At 36.9% G+C, this 24,884-nt stretch carries 18 protein-coding genes and 1 pseudogene; 6 read left to right on the top strand and 13 right to left on the bottom strand.

Going from position 1 to position 24,884, the window contains the following annotated elements:
• Nucleotides 1-163 precede the first annotated feature (163 nt).
• Complete coding sequence (locus tag PSR9079_RS09605; RefSeq protein ID WP_149981300.1) at nucleotides 164-895, bottom strand: MauE/DoxX family redox-associated membrane protein; 732 nt, start codon at nucleotides 893-895, stop codon at nucleotides 164-166.
• A 1-nt stretch (nucleotide 896) separates the two neighbouring features.
• Nucleotides 897-1,418: a DUF305 domain-containing protein gene (locus PSR9079_RS09600; protein ID WP_008109672.1), complete on the bottom strand. Its 522-nt coding sequence runs from the start codon at nucleotides 1,416-1,418 to the stop codon at nucleotides 897-899.
• 601 nt (nucleotides 1,419-2,019) lie between these two features.
• Between PSR9079_RS09600 and PSR9079_RS09595 the strand changes: the two genes are divergently transcribed.
• The 3 genes from PSR9079_RS09595 (at nucleotide 2,020) to PSR9079_RS09585 (ending at nucleotide 5,973) form a co-directional block, all read left to right on the top strand.
• Complete coding sequence (locus PSR9079_RS09595; RefSeq protein WP_076920561.1) at nucleotides 2,020-2,364, top strand: recombinase family protein; 345 nt, start codon at nucleotides 2,020-2,022, stop codon at nucleotides 2,362-2,364.
• A gap of 214 nt (nucleotides 2,365-2,578) precedes the next feature.
• A complete protein-coding gene (locus PSR9079_RS09590) occupies nucleotides 2,579-3,472 on the top strand; it encodes a HamA C-terminal domain-containing protein (protein WP_076920562.1) in 894 nt (297 codons plus the stop codon).
• On the top strand, nucleotides 3,469-5,973 hold the full coding sequence (locus PSR9079_RS09585; RefSeq protein WP_149981299.1) for a DEAD/DEAH box helicase: 2,505 nt from the start codon (nucleotides 3,469-3,471) through the stop codon (nucleotides 5,971-5,973). The genes PSR9079_RS09590 and PSR9079_RS09585 overlap by 4 nt, the downstream gene beginning before the upstream one ends.
• Nucleotides 5,974-6,056: 83 nt before the next feature.
• On the opposite strand, the gene PSR9079_RS09580 is transcribed toward PSR9079_RS09585, so the two are convergent.
• The 10 genes from PSR9079_RS09580 to PSR9079_RS09540 form a co-directional block, all read right to left on the bottom strand.
• Complete coding sequence (locus PSR9079_RS09580; protein WP_149981298.1) at nucleotides 6,057-6,917, bottom strand: DUF6731 family protein; 861 nt, start codon at nucleotides 6,915-6,917, stop codon at nucleotides 6,057-6,059.
• A gap of 448 nt (nucleotides 6,918-7,365) precedes the next feature.
• A complete protein-coding gene (locus PSR9079_RS09575) occupies nucleotides 7,366-8,121 on the bottom strand; it encodes a type I phosphoribosyltransferase (RefSeq protein ID WP_149981297.1) in 756 nt (251 codons plus the stop codon).
• 51 nt (nucleotides 8,122-8,172) lie between these two features.
• Nucleotides 8,173-8,343 carry a GDCCVxC domain-containing (seleno)protein gene (locus PSR9079_RS23945; protein ID WP_425468857.1) on the bottom strand — a complete coding sequence of 57 codons (171 nt, stop codon included), beginning with the start codon at nucleotides 8,341-8,343 and terminating at the stop codon, nucleotides 8,173-8,175.
• 92 nt (nucleotides 8,344-8,435) lie between these two features.
• Entirely contained in the window at nucleotides 8,436-8,594 is a 159-nt protein-coding gene (locus tag PSR9079_RS23645; protein ID WP_179959165.1) for a hypothetical protein, read from the bottom strand.
• Nucleotides 8,595-8,647: 53 nt separating this feature from the next.
• Entirely contained in the window at nucleotides 8,648-9,985 is a 1,338-nt protein-coding gene (locus tag PSR9079_RS09565; protein WP_231619712.1) for a hypothetical protein, read from the bottom strand.
• A gap of 4 nt (nucleotides 9,986-9,989) precedes the next feature.
• Nucleotides 9,990-12,215 carry an AAA family ATPase gene (locus PSR9079_RS09560; RefSeq protein WP_149981296.1) on the bottom strand — a complete coding sequence of 742 codons (2,226 nt, stop codon included), beginning with the start codon at nucleotides 12,213-12,215 and terminating at the stop codon, nucleotides 9,990-9,992.
• Nucleotides 12,215-12,649: a hypothetical protein gene (locus PSR9079_RS09555; RefSeq protein WP_149981295.1), complete on the bottom strand. Its 435-nt coding sequence runs from the start codon at nucleotides 12,647-12,649 to the stop codon at nucleotides 12,215-12,217. Before PSR9079_RS09555 ends, PSR9079_RS09560 begins: the two co-directional genes overlap by 1 nt.
• Nucleotides 12,642-13,358 (bottom strand): hypothetical protein, encoded by a 717-nt coding sequence (locus PSR9079_RS09550; protein WP_149981294.1) that lies wholly within the window; start codon nucleotides 13,356-13,358, stop codon nucleotides 12,642-12,644. The genes PSR9079_RS09555 and PSR9079_RS09550 overlap by 8 nt, the downstream gene beginning before the upstream one ends.
• Complete coding sequence (locus PSR9079_RS09545) at nucleotides 13,348-15,705, bottom strand: hypothetical protein (RefSeq protein WP_246175524.1); 2,358 nt, start codon at nucleotides 15,703-15,705, stop codon at nucleotides 13,348-13,350. Before PSR9079_RS09545 ends, PSR9079_RS09550 begins: the two co-directional genes overlap by 11 nt.
• Nucleotides 15,692-18,949 carry a hypothetical protein gene (locus tag PSR9079_RS09540; protein WP_149981293.1) on the bottom strand — a complete coding sequence of 1,086 codons (3,258 nt, stop codon included), beginning with the start codon at nucleotides 18,947-18,949 and terminating at the stop codon, nucleotides 15,692-15,694. The genes PSR9079_RS09545 and PSR9079_RS09540 overlap by 14 nt, the downstream gene beginning before the upstream one ends.
• A gap of 110 nt (nucleotides 18,950-19,059) precedes the next feature.
• On the opposite strand from PSR9079_RS09540, the pseudogene PSR9079_RS09535 reads away from it, so the two are divergent.
• From PSR9079_RS09535 to PSR9079_RS09525, 3 genes and pseudogenes are all read left to right on the top strand, one after another.
• Nucleotides 19,060-19,599, top strand: a pseudogene (locus PSR9079_RS09535) (PhoH family protein); the annotation flags it as partial.
• Nucleotides 19,600-19,665: 66 nt separating this feature from the next.
• Nucleotides 19,666-23,451, top strand: a complete 3,786-nt coding sequence (locus tag PSR9079_RS09530) for a PAS domain-containing hybrid sensor histidine kinase/response regulator (RefSeq protein WP_149981292.1) — start codon at nucleotides 19,666-19,668, stop codon at nucleotides 23,449-23,451.
• Entirely contained in the window at nucleotides 23,420-24,334 is a 915-nt protein-coding gene (locus PSR9079_RS09525; protein WP_145234892.1) for a diguanylate cyclase, read from the top strand. Before PSR9079_RS09530 ends, PSR9079_RS09525 begins: the two co-directional genes overlap by 32 nt.
• Before the next feature lie 66 nt (nucleotides 24,335-24,400).
• On the opposite strand, the gene PSR9079_RS09520 is transcribed toward PSR9079_RS09525, so the two are convergent.
• Entirely contained in the window at nucleotides 24,401-24,781 is a 381-nt protein-coding gene (locus PSR9079_RS09520) for a DUF3192 domain-containing protein (RefSeq protein ID WP_149981291.1), read from the bottom strand.
• Between the last annotated feature and the right edge of the window lie 103 nt (nucleotides 24,782-24,884).

The following is a 24,884-nucleotide window of genomic DNA, read 5'->3' as shown; positions in this document are numbered from 1 at the left end:
AGCTTTAGTGTTATTTTGTACAACCTTTGAGATTGTTTGCTCAGTTCTGGTTATCTTGATGCCAGTACGACAGAAAAAATGTTACATATGGATTAGAAAGGTGTGGGCTGGCATCCTAGGTCTAATCTTAACAGTTAAGGGGCCGCCGAATAGAGCTATACCTTTACATCAGCAGCATAATCAATGCTCCCGCGATCATAAATAAGTTTTCAGATAGCGATACAAATCCAAGTGGCACACTGCTATCGCCGCCTACACAGGCACACTTTAACTGGCGTTTGTCAATGTAAACGGCTTTGAAAACTGAAATTGCTCCAACTGTGCCGATAAACAATGAAAATGGTGCCACTGCGAGAGGCTGTAGTTGGGCAACCATACCAATACCTGCATATGCTTCAATGAAGGGATAAATATAACTATATCTTATCCATCTCATCGCTAGTAAATCATAAGTAATAAACGAATTTGTGAAACTGTATAGGTCTTTCAGTTTTTGCACCGCTAAGAGCGTCATTGAAAAAGCTATAAATAGCATCAGTGTTCTGATGGAGATAAATGAGCCGGAAGCAAAATGTTGAGATGCGACAGCAAGAAGTGCAGCTATCGAGAAAATGGCTACAACTGGCGTGTAGGTTGTGCCAGTTTGACCTGCTTCATCTTTACCAAAATACTCTCTTAAGTCATCGTATCCTCCGACACGCTTTCCTTCAATAAAGGTTTGTGGCGTAGTTTTGACATCATGCTTATCTTTGAAGTCATCAGCTTGTTGTCTTGACGTGAGCTTATGATCTTCTACATCATACCCTTGCCTCTCCAGCAAATCTTTCGACCTTAAACCATAGGAGCAGATATGTTCGTCAGTGACCATTCTGTACAGGGTAGCTGTCTTAGTCATCTTAGTCTCCTTTGTTCAGTGTGCCTTCAAACTTTGGGAGCGGTCGTTGCTCAGCCTGAGCTTGTGAGCTGACCTTTCCATTTTCAGAAATATCCTTAATCAGCCATTCCATTTCTTTTATTTCTTTTCGTTGGGCTTTAATAATACCATTTGCCAATTCACGCACGCGTACATCCTCCAAAGTTGAATGCTCACTAGTAAGAATAGCAATGGAGTGATGAGGAATCATCGCTTTCATGTAGGCAGTGTCAGAAATTGTGCTTTGAGAGCGAACAAGATAAAGACATATGGCGAACAGTATTGTCGCCAATAGAAAAATAGCCATGTTGAGCTTCTTGTTACTGTACATGCCAAGCATAAAGGCCAGCATGATCATTGCCATACCTGCTCCCATATACAACGCCATATAGATACGCGTTTCACTAAACCATATATGTGATACTGCGTAAGTGTTGAGATACATCATGACAAACATAGCAATGGTTGAGGTGATGATCATTGCAGCAAATCTTGAGTATTTCATAAGTAATCCTTACATTGATAGTGTAAATATTTCCCACTGTTAGCCTATTATTCTCTACATGTGGTCATGTTCTCGAAAAATTGCAAGTAATGAGCCAGTATCAATAAGAGTATTTGTAATACGATTGACTCAATTTCAGCGTAATTATTGTGAATCAGTACTAATCTATACATTTCGGTATAAGAGTTTATGGGCAAAAAATTTTCTTTGAAGGAGATCAAATCAGCTTATATTTAGAGTTTAAGTTTTGAACTTGTAATAGACACAGGCGAAATTGGCTTTAGTTAACAACCTAATGTGGGGACTCAAAGTACTACAAGCTGAGCTTCAACAAATGGCAAGCTCGTGTACAAGTGAAGACACAGTTAAAGCATGTGGAAGAATTAAACTTGATAGTTAGAGTTGTCATTTATTTCACTTTTTAAATGAACGAATATTGATCTTTTATCTCGTTCATGTTTGAAAGCTAAAAGTTTCCTACACATGAAAGTGTTTTTGCAAGAGTATCTACTTTTGCAAGAGTATCTACTAGAGAACAAGATTTGAATGCTTAACTGTTCAGTTGGGCTATTATGGTTGTAAAAAAGTATTATAAGGCAATGTGTCTGGTACTTCGTTTAGAAATGAAAAAGTTAAAGAAGCTAATCGATTTCATCAGGTGGGTGATGAGGTAATTGTTACTCGCCTTGAGCGGCTAGGCCGATCATTAAAGTTTATTTTTGAGGGCATTGAAAGTACTCACAAACGGGGCGATTGTTCAAAGATTATTAATGGTTCTCTCAATACTAAAAATGATAACCCGTTTGCTACCCCCATGATCAACCTTTGTGAAGTATTCGCTCAACTTGAGCTAGATCTTATAAAAGCCAGAACCACAGAAGGTCGTGAAGAAGCTAAAGCTAAAGGCAAACACATGGGCAGCTTGCCTGCTTTATCTGACAAGTAAAAGAAATACTAAAGGATGAGTTTAATGGAGGGGCGATTTAAGAAATAGCTAAAAATATTCTGTTACTAACCCTACTCTTTACCGGACTCTCGAATGAATGAAGCAGCTTTCAAATAAGTAGTTCTTACAAGATAAGTAGGTGCTCCACTTTCAAAATTGAATATATGTAGGGATTTGTTAATATCTAAGTATTAAGGATAGACAAGAAATAAAAATGGAAAAACGTTTAGAGCCACAGTTAAAAAATAACGATGAAATTAAGGCGATCTTAAACAAGGTCGATTTTACTCATAAGCTAGATGATGGAAGGAGCGTTGAAGCACTTCTTATTTATTTAGCTCCTAACGGTATACCTGATTCATTAACCCAATTTTTTTCTTCCTTAAAAAACGGCATTTTGGCAAGTTTTGTTTTCAAGTGCTCTGAAATTGAGAAAAAGCTCGGAATAAAAAAAGAAGGTGCAGCGACTAAACTTTTCGATAAAGCAATTCGCAAACTAAGCCAACACACAGCTCAAGGCGAACTCGGTGAACTAATTCTTTTTACGTTGCTGGATGTTTATCTTGAAGCCCCCAAATTACTGAGCAAAGTCGCTAACAAAACATCAAGGAGGATGCCTGTATATGGAGCAGATGGCGTTCATGGTCAATTCTATGACGGTAATTTTAAACTATTTTTAGGTGAGTCAAAATTACATATAGACTTTAAATCGGCTGCATCAAAAGCCGCAAAGTCGATCAAGAGTGCTAAGGATAAATATCAGGAAGAATTTGATTTACTTGATAGTGAAATGGACTTTCCTAATATAGATGCTGATTTAGAAGAGTACCTTTTAGAGGTTTTAGACCCTCTTTCTGATACTGATTTAGATGAAATTTTACATAATTCATGCTTTATCGGTTTCTCAAAACCAGAGTTGCTTCAATGCTCCACAGAAGAGTTTGAACAAGAATACTTAAATATTGGGAAAGAATATATTGCGGATTTTTACATGAAGCTGGAAAAGCAAGATTTACCAGCAAATAAAACCGTATTGATGATTTTACCATTTAATTGTATTGAAGATTTAGTGGGACAATTTATTAAATATATGGACATTAAAAAATGAGTGAGTTTATTAAGAAGCTTTCAACACGAGCGCTAGCTAGTGAACGTTATAAGGAAGCAACTAACGAACTGTTTCGTTCATATATTTATAAAATGATTGGTATGGAAGCCGAGATAAATAGAGAGCATGTAAAGCAATTAATAACGATAGCTCAATATTTTTATAAAGTTAACGATAGTAAATTCCGAAAGGAAGGAGCCGCATTACTCTCCATGCTTCTTGATGTTTGCGGCAATTCATACCCAGAAATAATTGCTATAGCAAATCGTGTATTCTCTAGCTCTGGAGACTTTCCTAACATTAAACTAATTGAAAAAAACTACCCTGACCTTAGTTTTAAATATAGCTTCTATTCAGAAGCTGAGATGGATTTTAGGCAAGAGTTAAATACGGTTGATGAGCTAAGTTTTCCTCTAACTGATTTCCAAAGGACCTTATGGGAAAGTCTTATATTAGATGAAGATGTTATAACCGTAGCTCCAACTTCAGCTGGGAAAACACACATCATTCTTAGTTACCTCATACGAAGAATGATTGATTCTGACGGTGCATTTGCCGCGATAATTGTCCCCACCAGAGCTTTAATATCAGAAGTAGCGAATAAACTTTACGAAATAGCTAAAGAACAGAATTACGAAAAAGAAATAGAGATTTGTACAGTTCCACAAGACGATGGTTATGCAGACAAAACCTTTTTTGTCATGACACAGGAACGCTTACTTGAGGCGTTACAAGCAGGTGACTTATCTTTTAACTACTTGTTTATTGATGAAGCTCATAATATTACGGATGAGAGCCGGGGTGTATTACTTCATTTGACAATAGATAAGTTAATGGAAGACAGCTTTCCCCAAGTAATCATAAGTATGCCTTCGGCTAGCTACCAAGATTCTTTTTCAACTGTTTTTGAAGATTTGGAGTTTACCAAAGAAATTACATCAATTTCTCCTGTTGCCAAAATATTAATGGAAGTGAAGCCTGTAGGCCGGAACCTCGTAATTGAAAGGCTTAATACCCAAGATTCAATAACAATTCCAAAGGGGTTTAAGGATAAACATCTCTCAGATATTGCTCTAAAGTTTGGCAGAGGTCACAGCAATATAATTTATAGAAATCAGACGGATCATTGCGAAAATATTGCACAAAATATTGCTGATAAAGTAACAAAATATGATACTCCAAATGAACTCGAAGAGGCTGCAAATTATGTTGAAGAGTTCATTCACGATAGATTTTCATTGGCAAATAATTTACGCAAAGGGGTAGCTTTTCATTATGGCCCTTTACCTAGCTCTTTAAGAATTATGATCGAAAACCTCGTTAAAGAAGGTTTTATTCAATATGTTGCCTGTACAAGTACATTAGCAGAGGGGGTTAATTTACCTGCTAAAAACTTATTTCTCTATAAACCTATGCAGTCAAAGGGAATGGGGGCACCAGAAAGATTAGATGATGTAAAAATCAATAACATCACTGGTCGAGCAGGAAGGATGCTAGAACATTTTGCAGGTAATATTTTTATAGTTGAACCTGACGAATGGCAGGTGAAAGATTATTTTGATGACAAAGAGAACGATGAAGAAAAGATCCCAACTTACTTTAAAGCGATTAATGAAGACCTTCCCTTAGTTTTTCAAGCGCTGGCTGGTGTTTATGCACATGATGCTGAAAACCAGTATAAGTTCTACACTATAGCAAACAAATTGATAAAGGAAGTGGCTGAAGGGAAGTTACATAAGACGCTTGAAGCAACCGAACTTGATTTAAGCTTAGAAGAAATTGATGCATTGGAAGGAGCTGTAAGAAATGCTCACAGCAGTTTAAAAGTTGCTCCATTCACACTAGAAGCAAGCCCAACAATAGGTTATATCCAACAAAATAAGTTATTTAATTTTATAAGTAATATTGATAACTTAAATGATTGGACCCTACCTCACCCAAAATCCAAGGAACTTTACAACGTATTAGTTAAAGTTTGTGAAAAACTAGTAGAATTTGGCGTTTATACTCCAACTGGAGAATATTACATGTCTTATATGTGTGTTATTGCAGCTAAATGGGTTCAAGGTGAGAGCTTAAAAGAGATTATTAACGAACAAATCGAGTGGATGGACAAAAATAACAAGAAAAAAGGTGACGATGTAAATCCGAATAAGGCTGTAAGGGATGTTATTAAAGTTATCAATAACGATATTCGATTTAGAATGGCAAATGCTCTACGTTGCTATCAAGTACTGTTGACAAATGTTATCTCATTAAAACAGCTCGATATTACAAGTATCAAACTTCATTCCTTTATTGAAATAGGGGCTAGTGATGATAGGATGATTGAGTTGATTAACATCGGCTTATCTCGTGAAGCTGCAAAGGAAGTGAATGAAAAACTTGCTTATAACATTGATGTAGATTCTTTACACAGGCTGTTAGAGTTATTAAGAAGTGATGTGTTAGTTGGCTTGCATCCTATTACTAGAAAAGAAATATTATCAATGTCAAAATAAAGAATCGTTTGTAACTATTCTTTATTTTATTGATTTAGAATTTAATATGCTCCAGTTGTAACCTGAAAAATTTATTCATCAACCTAATGATTGAAGCTGGCTAATGCAGCCTCTAGTATCTCTTGGGCAATTTTTTCATCAATATATTTATGACGCGTTGTTATCTCTGTTTTATAGTTAAAGAATGCATTGCCAAAATCTAAATGAACAACTGATCCATCTTCATTTTTTCCCTTTACTTTAAGAAGGGTACAATCGTCGTGATTTGATAAATAATTAACTATTTCAATAACATTTTCTTTAGATAAGCCCGTATCTTCTTTCTCGTCAATGGCAAAGTCTAATGCCAGTTGCATATTGCTCTCTAAATATGGAGCACTACTTAAATCCTTTATTAGTTGAGGCGCATTTTCAGAAACATCAGATAATGAAGAAGTCCCAATCTTAAAATGTAAGCTACTGTAATCATTGATTTCAGTTAGCCTAGAAAACTCTTTTTCTTTCGGAATTAGTTCTAGTTTTACTTTATCAGTTCTATTGTTACTGAACTGTTCAAGTAGAGAAGTTCCTACACTTTTTAAACTAACGCTAGGTCCAGAAGTAAAGCCGATAACTACCTTTAATTCAGGGATGATTGAAAAAAAGTATGGATCACCAATAATACCTTGATTTATTGCAATAGAAGAAATTTTTCCATCACTTGTGGCTTTGGTTTGCCATGTATTTCTTTCGCGTACAATTGTAACAGGAAATACATCTAAGGCAGATTGTTGAACACAACTTGAAGCTTTGACTAAATGCTTTTTATTTCGAATATTAATGATTCGAGTTTGGTTATCATTATTTTGATTAGCTTGATAGTTAGATATAAACTCAGAAAAAAAAGAGTTCTCAGCTTCTATGGCGAAAAACCGGACAGTAATGCTCTTTTTTAGTTTGCTCATAATATTCCGTTACGTAATCAAATAGATTTTTGTGCTTTCAAAGAGTATAGAATAATCTCTCATATTCATAATAGAAAGTCCACAATCGCTGTTTAAATGTACAGTAACTGTGTTAGTCAGTTCTTTAATCAGTGCTTATTTTTAACTTTTTTAAGAAGCTTGGATAGATAGTACTTGATCATTGTTAATGACGAAGGGAGTAATTTAATGTATTTAGTTCATTAGCCTCTAGAAAGAACAAAGGAGAGCCTATGCTCTCCTAAAGTTACTGTTACGACAACAAAGATGTTGAAGGGTTAGCCGCTGCCTAACCTGCCAAACACTCGTCCTTTACGAACCGACCTTCAGCAATGGTGCCTACGCGGGTCTCTTCTGGATTTTAAGAGCGGGGAGACTCAAGCACACTCTGTATTTACAATTATGATGTTAATTGACGCATTCGTCAAGATCATTTCATAGATGAACTTATTAAGCTAGCCCCATGTATTACAGCTTGCGGATATATCGATTCTACTAAGTTATGAGCTGTTTTTAGCGTAGTTCCTGTTGCTAATAGATCATCTACCAATAGAATTCGCAGAGGTTCTAATTTCTCTATTTCTGTATTATTCAGACATAGTGGTGGGAATTCACTTCTAAAGGGGACGGGAATCCCTTTGAGTGAAAATGCTCCTTGAAATCCACTTTCCTGTCTTTGCTTTCTTAACCTAAAAGATAAAGCCTTGTGTTCATCTACACTTATGTCAGCTCTATCCAAAAGATTAAATGCTTCATCAATTGTCAATTTACGTAAAAAATTATCGGAATGGTGAGCTGAAAAAGTTCCTGCCAAACGTTTCCCTATAATACGGCTTATATTATGTGCAGATGGCATTGAAATGACGAGATCGTAACCGTTTGGTTCACTAGCTTGAAAAATACTTATAATAGAGTTGTAGCTAATTCTAAGCTTTTTAATACTTGTTAAATCTGTTGTTAGGTTATCTTTACCTTTGAGTGCGTAGATGATGGGACAGTTATCACCGGGAATTTTGTTTCGATATTTTCTTCGAATTTTTTTAGAAGTTCGTAGTCTTTTAAATAGAGAATAAACAGTAAGCCCTTCTATAATTTCTTTAGTTGGGTTTCCTTGTGAGCTGGTTTTTAACCACTCTTTACTATCGTGATCAACTACGACGACCCTTCCTTGTACTATTAGTCCCACCTGCTGCCTCTAATAAATGTAATTATTGTACTCAGTTTATCTATTTATTGATTAGTATGGAATCTTCATAATTTGTTTTTGGAACAATAGATCGTCTCTTTTTTGGATAAGAAGGGATTTGATAGTCCCGTAAGAGCAATAGACGCAACTATCAACTTTTAACGGTTTAAGCAGTGCTTTACAGCTTGTACATTCGTAATACCGCTGACAAGGAGTTGGCATGGTTTCAACCTTGCAACCCCATCGATTCAATATCAGCGAAACTGCTACTTACATAATGAACATCAGTGATTCAATCTCTTTCAGCGTAAACCTTAATTATTTAGCTTTAAAATAAAGTTAAGTTGATTTGCAAGAGCATCTGCATAGACTCGGTAACCAAATTCTGATTTTAAAGGCTGCTCTATCATGCCTTGATGTTCACAAAACGAATTTATATTGAGATCTAAGGCAAGTTTACCTATAGCTTTCATTTACAGAACTCTTAAATAATTTGCTTGATGTGTATTAACAAATACTATTAATTTTATTGTGTTTTTAACTTCGCTTTTAACTTTGCAATTTCCAATAACAATTCTTGATTCTCAGCATTCTTTTCATCTGCCAACTCAAAAGCTCTTTGAGCATCCAAAGCTAGTAGAACTTTTTCTGATTCCAAAGACTTTATCTTCAGATCCTTTTTATTAGCTTCAGTTTCTTGACCCATACGCATTCTACTTTCGACGTATGGTTTTATTGATGATTTGGCTCTATGTGTCATGGAAGCTTCCATCTGTAGAGCAATGGATGCTTCGTCAGCGCTAAATCCAAGTTCAGTCGCTATAGCTAAGTGTTTATCTACGCTATCACCTGCAAACTTATGCCTTAGTGAATAAATTGACTTGCCTTTAGGCCAACCTAATTCGGATGTAATTAAGCTAAAAGTCTTTGATATGTCTGCCGCAGATAAAGGCTTTAGTGTATCTGGGTTCAAGAATAATTGACCTTCATATCGACCAACTTCATTACCTTTTATGTAGGGTTCTAGTTCATTCTTGATAAATGCCACTACTGTAAGGGTAGTTGAAATAGGAAACTTTATAGGCATGGTGTTACCCTGTTTAGCCTTTTTGGGCACAACATCTAAAGTTGCCTTTTTTTCTTTGAATAGTTCTTTGTCAACAATGTCTTTATGAAACTGGTATCTGGTTAGACTAGCTATAGAAATAGGGCGTGCACCTGCCTGATTCATAATCTGTGCTATGAGCAATAATGAAGCCCTTTCATAGCCTCGGTAGTTTGCAATGATATGACAATTCAACTCGTCAAGCTCCATCTCAGTCGCTGAACGTTGCTTTCTACCTCTTGAATCACAGTTTTTAAATAACTTAGGGTACAGAGCATCATTATTTGGCTTTTCTTCTATAGATATCGCAATATCTCTTTGTAACTGCGATGAAGTAATTTGAAATGCATTGGTATTCTCTGCATCGAACCCTAAAATATTAGGGTGATAACTACCTTGCTTTTGAACCCAATAATAAAAAGCATAAATTGGCATCAAGTAGTCATTATTCGTTGTTTGTTTGGCTATGTTTTCTTCTTCGCGATAGCGAGAGTCGGCTTTTGTCTCTTCAAGGCTCCAATCTCTAAACTTCTCCATATGGTAGTCGTTCATATCAAGCCAAGACATAGTATGTGTTCGAGTATTAATGTACTTAAACAAGCGTCTAAGAGCCTTTCTATACTTGCTCTTGGTTTTTATATCGCCTTCAAATTCGAGAATAAAATCTGTAGGTGCCCACAGCACTTCGCCCTTAGCATCTTGATAAACGTAATGTTCTTTTCGGTCATATGTAACTTTGGTTTCAGTGATCATATTCATTATATTAACCAACTAACTCTAGTGGAGTACCAAAATATCGAGCACGATTAAAATCAGTAGAATTAAACTTTTTATTTAGAGCATCTCGATCTCCAATAAATATAAGACTGCTTCTACTCGCATTAATAGCGGTGTAAAGCCACGATTTACTAATCAAATAAAAGTTATCCAATACGAGAATCGTATTTTCAAACTTGTAACTTTGAACTTTATAAGCGTTGATCGCGTAGGAAAGACTTAAACATTCAAGATCGTCTTTCGTTAACTCCAATAGCTTATGATTTACTTTGATGCTTAAAACACATTCTCGACCTCGTAATAAAATGGGGGCGTCGTATACTTTATGCACTATCGCCATTTGCCCAGACTGAATTTTGAGATATTGGTTTTTCCTAATAAAAATTACTTGCTCGCCTTCGTAGTAAGTTTGTTCGTTGCTAGTAAAACTAATAACATTTTTCTTAGTAAATCTTAGTTGCTGAACGTGCTTATTGATTTGGTCACAAAGAGCACTATGAGCACAAATTAATTGATATGATTTATTAAAGTTTAAATACATTTCTAGCCAGATATTAGCAGCGATATTGCTTAAAATTTCTTGAGATGTTTCTTTGGTCTCGTAGATACTAACATCCTGAATCTCTGTAAAATTAGCAGAAGGAAGTTTGTTTATTTCATCATTTCCTTTGACCAGAAGAGATGAAGATATATGAGTAAGTAAGTTATCGGGCGCACAGCCGTATTGATGCTTCAAATGGGTAATCAATTCAGACTTATTTGATATTAATTGACCAAACACATAGCCGGGACCAACGGGTGGCAGTTTACGATGATCACCTACAAAACATAACCGTGCGCTCAAAGGTAGGCACTTAAGCAATTTATAAAACATTAAAGCATCAATCGTATGTGCATCATTAACGACAACAATTGAATTTTTTAATGCATCAGCCTTATTCCTTTTTGATGAATTATTGATAAAGGTATTAACAGACTCCTTCCCAATCCCTGATAGATACTCTCCGTCATCTCCTGACGGGGATGATATTAACCAGAGGTTTTCGCCATTGTTAAGAAGCACTTCAGCAATGACTTGGATGATGAGTTTTTTCCCTGAATTACTAGGGCCATCGACAAAAGATAGCGTTTTAGTTAGTCCATTACTTATAGCTTTGATTTGCTGTGCAGTCATTCGTTCCAAGCTAAGTTCACTCTTGCTTAGTACTATATCTATTTCTGCTGTATTAAAAGCCTGATCAGTTTCTCCTAATGAAACGCGTTTATTAAGCAAAAAACTTATGGTTCCCTCAATGGCACTATGCCCTAAAATCTGAATCTTACTTTTATCCTTGTTCAAGCAAAGCGTTTGAAACTCATCACTTTGTGTATTAATGCTATTCAAAGAAAAGCTAATATTAGATTCTTCCAATGCATCAATTATAGTTCCAATTGGTAATGCCATGTGGCCATGTTCACGGTATGCGGAATATAGTAATGACTCAATAAATGATATGGCTCTGCGGCGATCACTTTTCTTAATATTAAAGCTTTTTCTTATTGAGCGATCAAGTTCCTTCCAGTGTCTGTTAGGAGCTTTAATCGATATTATCGGATAGAGTAAATAAGGGTTTTTATTTAACAGTTCGATTGCGTCTTTACCAAATAATTGACGTGCAGTTTCAACTAGTTCTAGAGGAAATCCTTTCGCATCAAAGTATTCTATTAATTCGCTTTCATCAGCTAATTTAGTCCAGCTATTTAAAAGGTTATGAGCAATACTTTTAGATAAATTCATGCCTTTTGTCGCAGTCAGTTCATCTATTGAAGCATGTTCCAAAGTAGAGTAAAGGTTATTTCCGAATACCCTTACAAGCTTATTTGCGTAGTAACGAGTGATACCGGTGAAAGCAGTACCAAATACCAAGAAGTCTGCCAAAACATCTAAAGGGGTATCTTTGTCAGGCAGTAATTTGTGAGCCTTTTCTGCTTTGAACTGAGAGCCGTAGGTATTATCTGTTTTATGTTCACCCGTAACTAACCAAATATCCCCAACATCAGGGAAGCTTTTCATCGAACCGAATTCTGCAACAACGACGAATTTGGTTCTTTTAACCTTAATTTGAAAAATTGCAGAAACACCACGATTATCTCTAGCGGTATGGATTATGTGAGTAACAACTCCCATTAAGTCAATTCGACTATCATTAAAACTAATACTCGATAACGTCATCAAGAGTTCCCCTGTCCTGAGTAGAGTTTAGGAATGTATCTTCCAGTCGATATTAGGAACTCTTCTGAAGCCAAGTCTAATGTTATTGAATCTAACCTGCGCTGGAGAGCGTCAATTTTTTCCTTTAGTTCTTCAGTGGCTTCGGGCGTAGAATCAGGCGATGTTTCTGAATTAGCGTGCTCTGAATTTTCACTAAGCAGCTTTTTCTGTTTAGCTGCTAATTTTTCAATAGGCCCACCTTTAGCAAATAAGTCTCGAAGATCTGGGTTTGTCTCTATCGTCGATTTCGGTATTTGATGCATTCGACAAATAGCAATCTTATTAATTTTTTGCTGGAAAATAGGTATGGCTGGTTCTGTCTTTAACCAGTCACTGATTTTCTTTGCATTTAATTTACCTTTCTCTTTGGCCGAAAGAGTTTTCTCTTTAGTCATTACTTTTCACTCCGGGAAAGGTAATGACTGAGGTCTCTTTTTCTATGTCTGAGTAATCAATACTATGCCTATGTAACAATTCTTTTAGCTTGTTTACTGTAATGGCTAACGCTTTTTCTTCGTTATTTAACTGCCTTAATTTCTTTGCTTCAAACTCCAGTTGTTGACGCATTATTTCTTGGACACCTTGAAGCTTGTTTTCTGCGTTTCTTAATTCGCTTTCGAGAAATTTATTATCAAGTCTCAGTTGTATAAGTTCAGTGGCCAAACCTTGTTTATTGGTTTCACTTAGCTCCAGCTTTTCTTCAAGCTCTTGGATTTTTGTTTTTTGTTTATTGCTTCTTTGAATCAGTGCAATTTCTTTTAGGCGTACAAATAGACTTAATTTATCGTCCGCTCCCTCAACACGAATTCTCGTGTTGAACGACGCAGCTTTCCATGTAGCATCTGACGTTTGATAGTGAGGTATCATGTACTCATTGACCACATTCTTACTGTTTTGTGTGCCATTCCATAAACGAAGCCCTCGAACACTAGTAGGAAAGTACTCCAATAGGAACTTTCCCTTATCATCAAGCTGTTTGTTACCATCAGCTAATTTGTATGGAATACCTTCATCCAACCACTTTTCAAGAATACCTATTTTTTGCTCTAAGCGTTCAAAGGCTTCAGCACGCTGTCTTTCTATCTTTGAATTATCACTTGCCATTCGATACTCCTTTTATAAACAAGGTCTTACTTCTTTCCATTGAGCGTTCATGTACCTCTATCAGTTTAGAAAGGTTTGCTATATCTTCATTGGCTCGAAAACGCTCAATTGGTAATTTGGATATATCAGATTGAATGGTTTTTAGCTCAATCAAATCGTCTATCATTATGTTTAATTGTGCTTGTTTTACCTCCTGATAAGGACAGCCTGCACATTTAATTGGCTCACAAGGCTCGGCATGTTTCTTAGCTTCTCCTTTTCTGCGATGACAAGTTGCGTGCGGCTTCGGGCGATGTTTATGTCCCTTTTCATCGAGCATTTTGGCCATAACTTCACTTTTATCTTCAGGAGAAAGATCGTCAAAGTCACTACCATAGTTTTCGTTGGTTATCTTATTAAAACTAACACTTTTCTGGAGTACGCGATAAACCCTTTTGAGATATGCAGTATATTTTCCTGCCATCTCTTCCGTTCCCATTAATAGAGTCAAAATGTCATTTGCAGTGGCTTCAATACCGACTTCTTCTATCACTTTTTCCAGCGCTTTATTCTCTTCCTGAATGGCAATGGTAGATTCTGTTTTTTCATTCTTCGTTAGCTTAACCTTATGATGAAGTTGTTCATGCTGGTCTCGTGCCGCAGGTTCCGTGACATAGACAGTTGTGTTATCTGGGTCTACATGTCCCATCTGATGACACAGCGCTAGCAAATCAGCATTTTTAAACTGGTAATGATAGATAATGGCATAGATGCGCCTGAATGTTTGACTGCCAGTGGGAATATCACTAGTTCCAAGAGTCAACTTTAAAAACATGTTGCCAGAAATTCGGGAATCTTTACCTTTATTGAAATTAAATTTATAGTGATTGAAGTGACCATTTTGCGAGATAGTAAAGTTCGGTACAACGAACAATCCTTCAGCATGTGTTCCATTCCATGCTTTTTTTAGTTTGCTCAGTATTTGAATAGCTTTTGTGCTGCTATTGTTCAATGTATACCAACGGCGCTCATTATTCTTTTCGTTGTATAAACACGCCTGATACCAATTAAGTTTTTTACTCTTACAAATAAATAGATCTTCTTGTACACCAATTACAGGATCTTGAATCTCGGCTTGACGCCTACAGTTATATGTTTGCAATGCAACATAGCATGAAGACACTAGCATAGTGATTATTTCAGTAAGAGAGTAAGCATTAGGATTGCTTCTTGAAGAATCTAAGCTGGTTTTATGTATCTCTATTGAAAGCATCTTTTCTAGTTCTCTAGCTTTACTAGACTTGCCAACAAACTCTGGAAGCAATGTTCTTTGAATATAATCTTCAGAAACCCCATCAGACAACAACTTGTCTTTTTCTCTACAAACCTGTTTTACCAATGAAATTAATATGGAAGATATTTCGTAAAGCCACTGGTGTGAACTTCCTAGTAAGTTCACAACATCTTCAACATCAAGGTTGCCTGTTCTACCGGCTTGCTTTCCTAAATCTTTAGATAATTTATATGGTTCAGGAAAAGGTACTATTTGTAGCTGATCAGCAGTATCTAATTTTGCGAATTGGTTCCAAATACTAAACCAATTGCCGAAAGATTTTTGACTCGGTTGACCTCCAGTTTCAATACCTTTCTGACCAAATTCCTGTCTCACCGTAACACCTTTCTCTTGTAAGTGATGGTAAATTTTTCGGTAGATACTTTTAGGTACTTGGTTAGCTAAACTCACACAGCCAATAGCTTTTGCTAGTTTGGGTATTTGAATGCCTTTAACCTTGGCGTTTTTGCTTCTATCATCTCTTCTTAAATATGGCTCTAAATTATCTTCCTCAATTAGTTTATCTATAAAGCTCTCCAGACGTTGAGGAATATTTAACATAGATGGTATACCACCTCTCTTAAGTACACTTTTAAGTCCCTCAATATGCTTCTTAGTGATGTGTGATAAATGTATATGCCCATTAAGGCAAAAATACTCTACGAACTGGGAAGCAATATTAAACTGAGAAATAACACCTGTTTTGGCAAACGAAATGGTGTGCTTAGCATTGTTAGCATACTTATCTACAACATCAACTATTGCTTTGACGTAATCTTTATGAAGCAAAAGTGGTATCGGATGTTGCCAGCCAATGGCTCCCGGAATCCATACTTCAGCCAAGTCTATTGAGCCTGTTTGCTCTTTCCCTTCAACTACAGCCCTATAATGTAGTTCGGTGCCTTGAATAGATAGCTTTTCATCCGTTAGAACTAATCCTTTTGCGTTTTCTATCATTTGGTCTTTGTGTGATGACCAAAATGATTTGGCGGACGTTTCATCAATGAATTGATATTTAAGGTTACCTTTCATCATTCATTGCCTCCTTGGCTTTATTAAACAGCACAGGGTTGGTGTACTCTACATATTTCACTAAGCCAAATGTAAACCTCATACTTGGCGCTATATACTCGTCAAAATACTCTTTTCCACGTTTATTCAGTAGGTGTTCTCCACGACTTATATAGAATGCCTGCTGACGTAATGTATGGGTGAATTCAGTTACCCCTATTTCAACTCGATTAAACTCACATCCGCCTTCTGAGTGACACTTTCTTCCCTTACAAAAAGAATCTTTTTTCGATCTATCGACATTGGCGAAAATATCCATACAAGAAGAACCATCAGGTAATAAGAACCAATCAGGCAGGTTTTCATCATCTAGATTGTTCGACGCGATCAATAAATTTTCGTCAATGTTAGTTTTAGCGAAACCGTACTTTTCTAGTTTATTTTCATCATGGCGAAATTGAACCGTAGTCTCAAACCTACGTTGAAAATCAGCATTATTTGCTTCGTACTCCACTAATGCTATTGGGTGAGTAAGGTAGCTAGCAGTCACTCGACTCGATGCATGGTTTCTTTCTTGTTGTGATTTGAATAGATCACCATCAATTCCTTTTCTTAGATTGATCATGTGCTTAGCCAAAAGCTCAATAGAGAAGCGAGGAAGCTGATAATGCTCTATGAATTGTGCCAAAGTTGAGTTTAGGAAGCTCAGATTAGTTGATTTCGGAGTTTCCCAAATAGCATCAGGTGTAAAACCCAACATTCTCATGTTTTGGTTGTGCTGAATGAGTAAAGCAATGGTTTCATTAATTTCTTTTTCATGAGGTTCAATTTTTACCTCACTAGTAGGTTTACCAACCTTATCTTTAAAACCCGTTATCTTATATTCGTCATTAGGTATAGTCTCAGGAATGTCTTTAGTAGATAGTTGAGCGATAGCGTCTTTATTCCAAGTTGTCCTAACAACCAATCGAAGAAAACATGCTAACAATACGTTCTTTGGCAGTAGCAATTCAAACCAAAATAAATCACTAAACCCTTTGCCTGTGAGGCTAAACCAATGCTTTACTTCCTTAGGTATTAATTTACTCTTGTTTGTACAGTAAATCGTTCCTACAGTCCCCATTTCATGTTGTGCTCTCGTGTAACACGCTAAGACCATTTCACTTGAATACGACTCTAAAATACTGTCACTTAATTTGCGGTTGTCACGTTTTTGACTTCCCTGATCTAGCTTAACAAGATCAGCTAACGCTTCTGGAAATCTAATCTTGTATTGTCCCTCTTCATCTTTTTGACTGTATTTTTCGTATTTACTTAGCAGTCCCTTATAAGATTGAATCTCTTTCTTACATGCCTCCAAAACCTGATTTATTGGTTTTTGGTAATAGTCATTGATTGACTTTTTGAGTTCTACAAGTGAAAGATGTTGGGTTTGTGTCGGACTCGGAAGTAAGTCACCATTATAATCAATTGGTTCAATAAGCTTCTGAGCGTTAATTTCTTTTGATGCCTTGAACCGAGAATTAAATCCACAGTTTTTGACTGCTATTTTGTTGTTAATTTTTCCAGCATATTTGCTTAGAAATGTTCTTAATGATTGGCTTTTATTGGACTTAATAGATATATCTTGTTCGTCGATAATATCTTCCAATTGCTTAAAGGCTAACCTGAAATCTCTTTGATTTAAATGCTCTATTGGGCTATTCAGCAAATCACATATCAAATCATTGTCGCTTGCTGTATTAATAATGCAATTCAACGTCAGGTTTAAGTTTCTCAGCGTGGTTAATGTTACTGGTTTATTTTCGGATTCTTTTTTCAGTTTAATTAAGCTTTTATATAGTATTCCATCAGACGACGAAATTTTTTTTATCTTAGTGATATTTATTGACGTTGAAGAGAAATTTTTCTTTCCATTGCTTTTTGAAACTGTTTGAAATGAAATTGATTCCGCTTTAGGAGCATACTCTGGCTGATAAGAGATATCTCCAAAGGGCTTACCATTTTTCGTTGGTGTTGTGTCTATTGATACAAATCGCAGGAATAATGAGAACACCTCAATGGCGTTATGCACAAAGTTGGAAGTAATATACGTTTCTATTTCCTTGAAAGCTTTTCTTATATGAAATGGCAAAGCTAAAGCGCTAGGTCTAGATAACACAAAATGGGCGTTTTGCAGATCGTGTTTTTCAATAGCTTTCAAGACTTCAAATATGTTATTTATATCTTGCTGATGTATAGGATTTTTAAAGCTTTGCTTCTCTAGGATGGATAAATTTTTAGCTGCAATACCATCAGTTTTAGCAACTGTGGGTATTTGAAATGTATCAATCTTAAAATGACCTAAATCCGTATTAATAGTGTAACTAGGTATAAAGTTGAGAGTTCCTTTGGCATTAAATACCGATTTGTACGTGCCTTTTAATTCTGCAAGTTCAGGATTGTTAGGAAAAGCATAAGTAAACAGTAACTTTCTAAATTGACTGCTAACTAGCTCTGGTCGCTTATCTTGTGAATTGAGATACAACTCTTTTTCAAAACTTCTAATAGATTCTAACAGGCTCTCTGCATTCACAGTGGCAGATGATTGATTCAATAACTTTATTGTTGGGCTGTTAGTACCCCAGTAATTGATTTTATTCAATGTTGTTCGGAGAATCCTCATGTCGCTTAGAGGTATTGCTTCTGAACTCACCGCAAGTTGGCCTATTAAATCGACCAAAATTGACCCTTCAACAAATAAGTGTTCGTAAAAATCAGGATCAATGTAAAATTTTCCAAAACTACTAGTAATGTTGATTTCAAATAGTCCAACCTTCGAATTAGGTTTATAAGAATCGATATGGCCGAGAACGGAAGGTCTATATGCTTCAGGGAACAGCTCCTGAACATTTTTGGGACTATGCTCCTTTAGAAAGTATCTTGAATTTCGGCTGTAGGCTAATGCTTTGTTATGCGAGAACTTTGATAATAACAATAACTCAATTGATTTAAAGCCCAACCAAACATCTTTGACCGTTAGTTTGTTCAGGTCAGAATTCAGCAGTTTTAGCAAATGCCTTGAATTATTACAATCCTCTAAAATCAAGGGCAAAAGTTTGGAAATCGAGAGCCTTTGGTCATAGCTAGCTTTTGACTCTGTTTTTACATTTTCATCATCCCATTTTGAGTTATCCAGACAGCATCGGAGTAAACTACCTAGAGGGGCTAAGCGTGTAAAAATTGGTGCGGCTCTGCTGAGGATGCTTTTTTTATTTTGTTTATTCATTTTGATAACGCCGTTAGACCCTTTTATGCAGTAATTGATTTTAAAAATCATTTAAAAATAAAGATTACGCTCAGTCGGTCGGTATGTCTAATTTAAAATTATAATACCTGAAAACATTACTAGCGCTTGCCTGTGCTTTAGAAATGGTGGTTGAAAAAGGTATTTACGATAAGGTAATTGTCACCCGAAATACTCCTGAAATTGCTGAGTCGATCGGTTTTTTACCAGGTACCGAAGAGGAAAAAATGGCACCATGGTTAGCTGCGATCACCGATACCTTAGAGGTATTACACAAAGGTGACGAAAATCCTATTTCAAGCCGTAACTATATTATGGAAAAGGCAAACATACAGTTTAAATCAGTTAACTTTATGCGTGGTCGCAGCATTCAAAATGCCGTGGTCATTTTAGATGAAAGCCAAAACCTTACCGCCTCACAGCTGAAAACTATTATTACCCGTTGTGGTGAAGGTACTAAGTTAATTTGCTCTGGTAACCTTGCGCAAATAGATAGTAACTACTTAACTCCTGTTACTTCTGGTTTAACTTATATTGTGGAGCGCTTCAAAGATTTTGAAGGCAGCGCCACGGTTAACTTAAATGGTGTGGTGAGAAGCCGTTTAGCATCGTTTGCGGAAGAAAATTTATAACTTGCGCAGTCCCACTTGGCTCGCTAACCTTGTTGACAAATTTAGCGCCAAGCATCGGATTGTAGATTGAATTTTCTACCTTTAAAACATTACTATCGTTCACTGGCTGTGGCACTTATTGTGCCGCTGCTGGTGGCTTTTCTATTATGTTTACACTTATATAATATTAAATTAGATCGCGCCGTTGCTAAACGTGAAGCGGATTTTGCCAATATAGCAGCGCAAGTTGAGCATGCTATGAATGGTGCTGATGGCTTGATCAACACACTGTTCTCTTTATACGAGCAACCTTTGTCGTATCAATTTGAGCCGCAATGGCTTGAAGATATTAATCAGCAAGAGAATTATTATTACCGAAAAATCCCTGATGGAGGCGGTGAAATTGTCGGGCAAGGTAAGTTTTCAACCACTCCTAATGCGATAGCTCAATGGCAGCAAGTGATCGCCTTGGGACCTGCTTTTAATACCGCATTATCGTTAATTCAATCCTTATCGGCAGTTGCTTATGTTAATGAGCAAGGCTTTGTTTATATAAAACGTCGTCGTGACGAAGATAGCCTAATGTTAACTCAAGTATTGGATGGCCAGTTGCGCCCAGCACTGGCTGACAATTCACTGACATCAAGTGCGATAGTAGAGGTGGCTGGTAAAAACTACTTATCAATAGGGCGTGCGCGTGAGCAGGGCAGTGAAGATTATATTATTTTGATTTATGACTTATCGGCAGTATCGCAATGGCTAAAAAAAATATCGCCGCGCAGTGGCGAATATATATTTTTAAATAGTGCGCAGCACGTCATTATCAGCTCACTTTACGATATTGAAGAAGACACGCCATTAGCGGAGTATTGGCCTTCAGCTAAAGCGTCATTAGCAGAATTAGATAATCAGGGTAATCTCACTCTTTTACAAGCGCAAAAGCAGCTACCAATTTATGCGGGTTATTTTGCATCACATGATGAATTAGCCTCACCGATTGTAACTGATGTATTAATTGAACTTACTTTTTTGAGTATGTTTTTAGTGATGATGTTCAGTACCTTGTTATGGTTAAGCCAGCGTATTTTTGTGAAACCCATGACATATTTAATGGCGTATCTTGAGCAAAATGAGGAGCATTATAAAGATTATTCAAATTATCATATACCAGCAAACTGGCAGCCGTGGTTTAGCCGAATTAAGTGGGTGCTTAACAAAAATCAGCAGTTGGTAAACTCATTGCAGCAGGCAAATAGTGAACTTGATGACCAAGTAAAAATAAAGACCCGTGAACTCGCGCGCAGTTATGAGGCTAAAGAACGCCACTTAGCATTATTGAATACTATGCTCAATAGTGTGCCAGATCTTATTTATTTTAAAAACATTGATGGCTCATTCTTAGGATGCAATCGTGCTTATGAACAATACATAGGTCTTGAGCAAGAGCAGTTAGTTGGCTTACAGTTATGTGATATTAGTGATGATAATGGTCAGATCAGCGAATTAGAGCAACAAGTTTTAACAACAAAAACTAAAGCTGAGCAACGTCTTGAAACCCAGCAGCAAACATTTCAATTAACCATCGCGCCATTTTATAACGATCAAAATCAGTTACTAGGTTCAATGGGGATTGGCCGGGATATAACTGCTCAACAACAAGCTCTTTTGGCATTAAAAGCGTCAGAGTCTAAGTTTCGCAGCGCCATAGAGTATGCTGCTAATGGAGTGATTTTACTTTCACTTGAACAGACCGTATTACAACTTAATCGAACTGCGCGAAAGATTTTTAAGATTGATAAAACTGAGCAGGATTTATTATTAGTGGATTTATTTCCACAGCAACAGTGGCAAGAAATAGCAACGCTTTTAGCTTTATTGCTGAGTGAGAAAAAGAAAGTTTACCACCTTACTTTAGGACAAGAAGAGCTAAATTGCTGGTGGCAGCTGAGCGTCTCTTTAGTATGGGATGAGCAACAAGCACCTTACTATTATGTTATTCATATTCAAGATGTCAGTGCATTGACTCAGGCCAAACAAGATGCCGAGCGGGCAACCGAGGCCAAAAGTCGGTTTATTGCTAACTTAAGCCATGAAATACGCACGCCACTGCATGCTGTGACAGGCCTTATTGATATGGTAACTCAGCAAGGCTTAACAGCGCAGCAGCAACAGCATGCAGTTCAAGCAAAAAATGCTGCGCAAAGTTTATTAACCATGCTTAATCGAATGCTTGATTTTGCGCGAATCGAAAATAACCAAGTGCAATTAGACTTAGTTGATTTTGCTGTAGTTGCACTTGTTGACAGCTGCGAGAGTGTATTAATAGGGCTCTGCCAGCAAAAAGATTTGGCTTTTAATATCGATATTGATCCGCTAATTGCTCCGCAGTTAGTCGGCGATTACATTCGCTTACAGCAAGTGCTCGGTAATTTACTCACCAATGCCGTGAAATTTACTGAACATGGCAGTATCACTTTGAAAATAACAGCCGTTGAATTGACGCCAACAAAACAAACCCTGTGTTTTAAAGTGATTGACACCGGGATCGGTATTGATAAAGCTGATCAGAGTCGATTATTTGACGCATTTACGCAAGGCGACGAATCACTCACTCGCACCCATCAAGGTGTTGGTCTAGGGCTCGCTATAGTCAAACACGAATTGGCATTAATGGGAGCTGAAATTAAAGTTGTCAGTAATAAAGGCCAAGGTAGTGAGTTTTTCTTTACTATAACCTTTAATGTTGCCGCTCAAATCGACCCTATCGCCTGGCACAATACTTTAGTGATTCATTCTGAGCGGGGAATTAATTTACCTGCCGCATTAGCGCCATTAAAACCGCTAGAATTTTCTGAGTTAGCTGAATTAACAGACCACGCTGTATTAGCAGATTATCAGCGGATCATCATTAATGACGTTGATCTACCGAGAGTAATAACGCGAGACAATATAAAAACAGCATTGATGAGTAATAACACGCAGCTTTATGTTGTTAAAAATGATCCAAATACTCCGCTGCCTACTCTTAAAGGTATGCAAATGTGCAGCGTGAAAAGTTCTGCATTAGTACAACGAATACAGCAAGTTGAGCCGGTATCTAAACGCCCTGATGTAAATCTGACAACGGCAGAGAGTAAACTCAACGTTGCGGGCTTACTAGTGTTAGTTATTGATGATAATCAGCTTAATTTAGATATTATTAGTAATATCTTAAGCCAAGCACATATTAATGTCATGACAGCAAATTCGGCGATGGCAGGGATAGATTTGGTTGCACAAGTCATGCCTGATCTGATCTTAATGGATATTCAAATGCCAGAAGTCGATGGGTTGCAAGCAACCGCTTTATTGCGACAACGTTATGATCAACAGCAATTACCTATTTTTGCGCTAACTGCGCATTGTGAAGCAGCTGACGAGCAACGCTCACTTGCAGTGGGTATGAATAAACATTTAACAAAACCAGTAGTTGCAGCGACGTTATTAGCGGCGATAAATGAGCTGAAAATTACCGGCGCTGTTTTTTATAATCATTCTTTTGCATTAGAACAATTCTCGGGCCATAATGATTTACTACGGGTTATGTTGGGTAAACTTGCTAAGTTGTGTGTAAGCCATCTGCAGCAATTAAAAGTGCCGATGCAAACAAAAGCGTTGGAACGATTAGTGCATAGTATTAAAGGTGTGTCAGGAAACCTTGGCTTTAATCGCCTAAGTGCTACCGCTCAGCAATTAGAAAGTAGACTACGTAAGACACCAGACGTAGGGCAAATATCCCTGAGTCAGTTAGAGTTCGAATTAGTACAAGTAAATAGATACATTCAAATACAAGGCTCAGTAAATGTTGAAGAAAGCCAAAATACTGATCGTTGATGACGACCCATTAAATCGATTAGTGTTGGAAAAAACATTAGCGAATGATCACGAAATATTTTTAGTTGAAAGTGGTGAAAAAGCCCTGACATTTGTTAAATCAACGGCGGTTGACTTAATTATACTCGATATTGTAATGCCCGGCATTAATGGCTATGAGGTATTAATTCAGTTAAAAGAAAATTCAACTACGCACGCTATTCCAGTTATCTTTATTTCAGCTAATACAAGCCATGATGATGAAGCGAAAGGGTTTGAATTAGGCGCAATGGACTATATTGCTAAGCCATTTAGTCCCGCAATAGTACGTGCACGAGTGCGTAATCAATTATTGATCAAGCAAAAAAATGATTTGTTAGAAATGCTCGCCTCAATTGATGGGCTGACAGAAATACCTAATCGGCGTTATTTAGATGAAAGCTTATCGCGAGAATGGCGTCGCAGCCGTCGAGCTGGTACACCGTTATCGGTGCTATTAATAGATATAGACCACTTTAAGCGTTACAACGATTGTTATGGCCACCGTGCCGGGGATGACTGCCTTAAACGTGTTGCACATGCATTAGTTGCAGCGTGTGAGCGAGGTACTGACTTTGTTGCGCGCTACGGCGGTGAAGAATTTGCTGCAGTATTACCCGACATCAACCAGTACGAGGCATTGGAATTTGCTAATAAACTCAGAGATGCTGTTAATGCGCTTGCTATACCGCATAAAGCATCACTCAATGCCGCTCACATTACGATAAGTATTGGGGTTGCTACAACTGAGTTTGGTCAAGTTTATGCTGAGCATATATTACTTGAAGAAGCCGATTTAGGTTTATATCAAGCTAAAGATAGTGGTCGCGATAAAATTATCGCTCGAGTTATTGACGCAAGTTAGTAAAGTCAGTTATTACAGCAAATAAAGAGTGAATATGCTCCACTCTTTACTGCTTTAGTTTTGTGTCTAAATGGCGCTAAGTGAATTATAAATACTATCACCCACACCAATCAGTTTTTCGTTTTTAAAGACCAGTGGAGTACATTCATCTTTTGTCATTTTTCCGTCAGAGTGAATACTATGGGTGGCATAAAATAGTACTTGGTATACATCACCGTCTTTTTTTAATAATTCTGTAAAGTCGGGAGTTTTTAATTTATTTAATACATTTTGATAGCTGGTATCTAAAGTGAGCCCCGAGATGCTTTCACGATTAAATTGATGATGTTCTTCCCAGCTCGAACTATTACCAGCCCAATGCGTTTCTGCTTCACCATCGGATACTGCAATTACACAACCAGTAAGAAGAGGGGCTGTAAGCGCGGCAATTAAAAGTACTTTTTTCATTATTTTATCCTGATACTAAATATTGATTTTAATTTGTCTATTAGTAAGCAAAGAACTGGCCAATGTTTTATATTATTTAAAATCAATATATTAGGTTTTTTTG

Source organism: Pseudoalteromonas rhizosphaerae, assembly GCF_902498845.1.
GTDB lineage: Bacteria > Pseudomonadota > Gammaproteobacteria > Enterobacterales > Alteromonadaceae > Pseudoalteromonas > Pseudoalteromonas rhizosphaerae.
The sequence above is the reverse complement of the archived record's forward strand: the minus strand, read 5'-3'. Positions and strand labels throughout refer to the sequence as shown.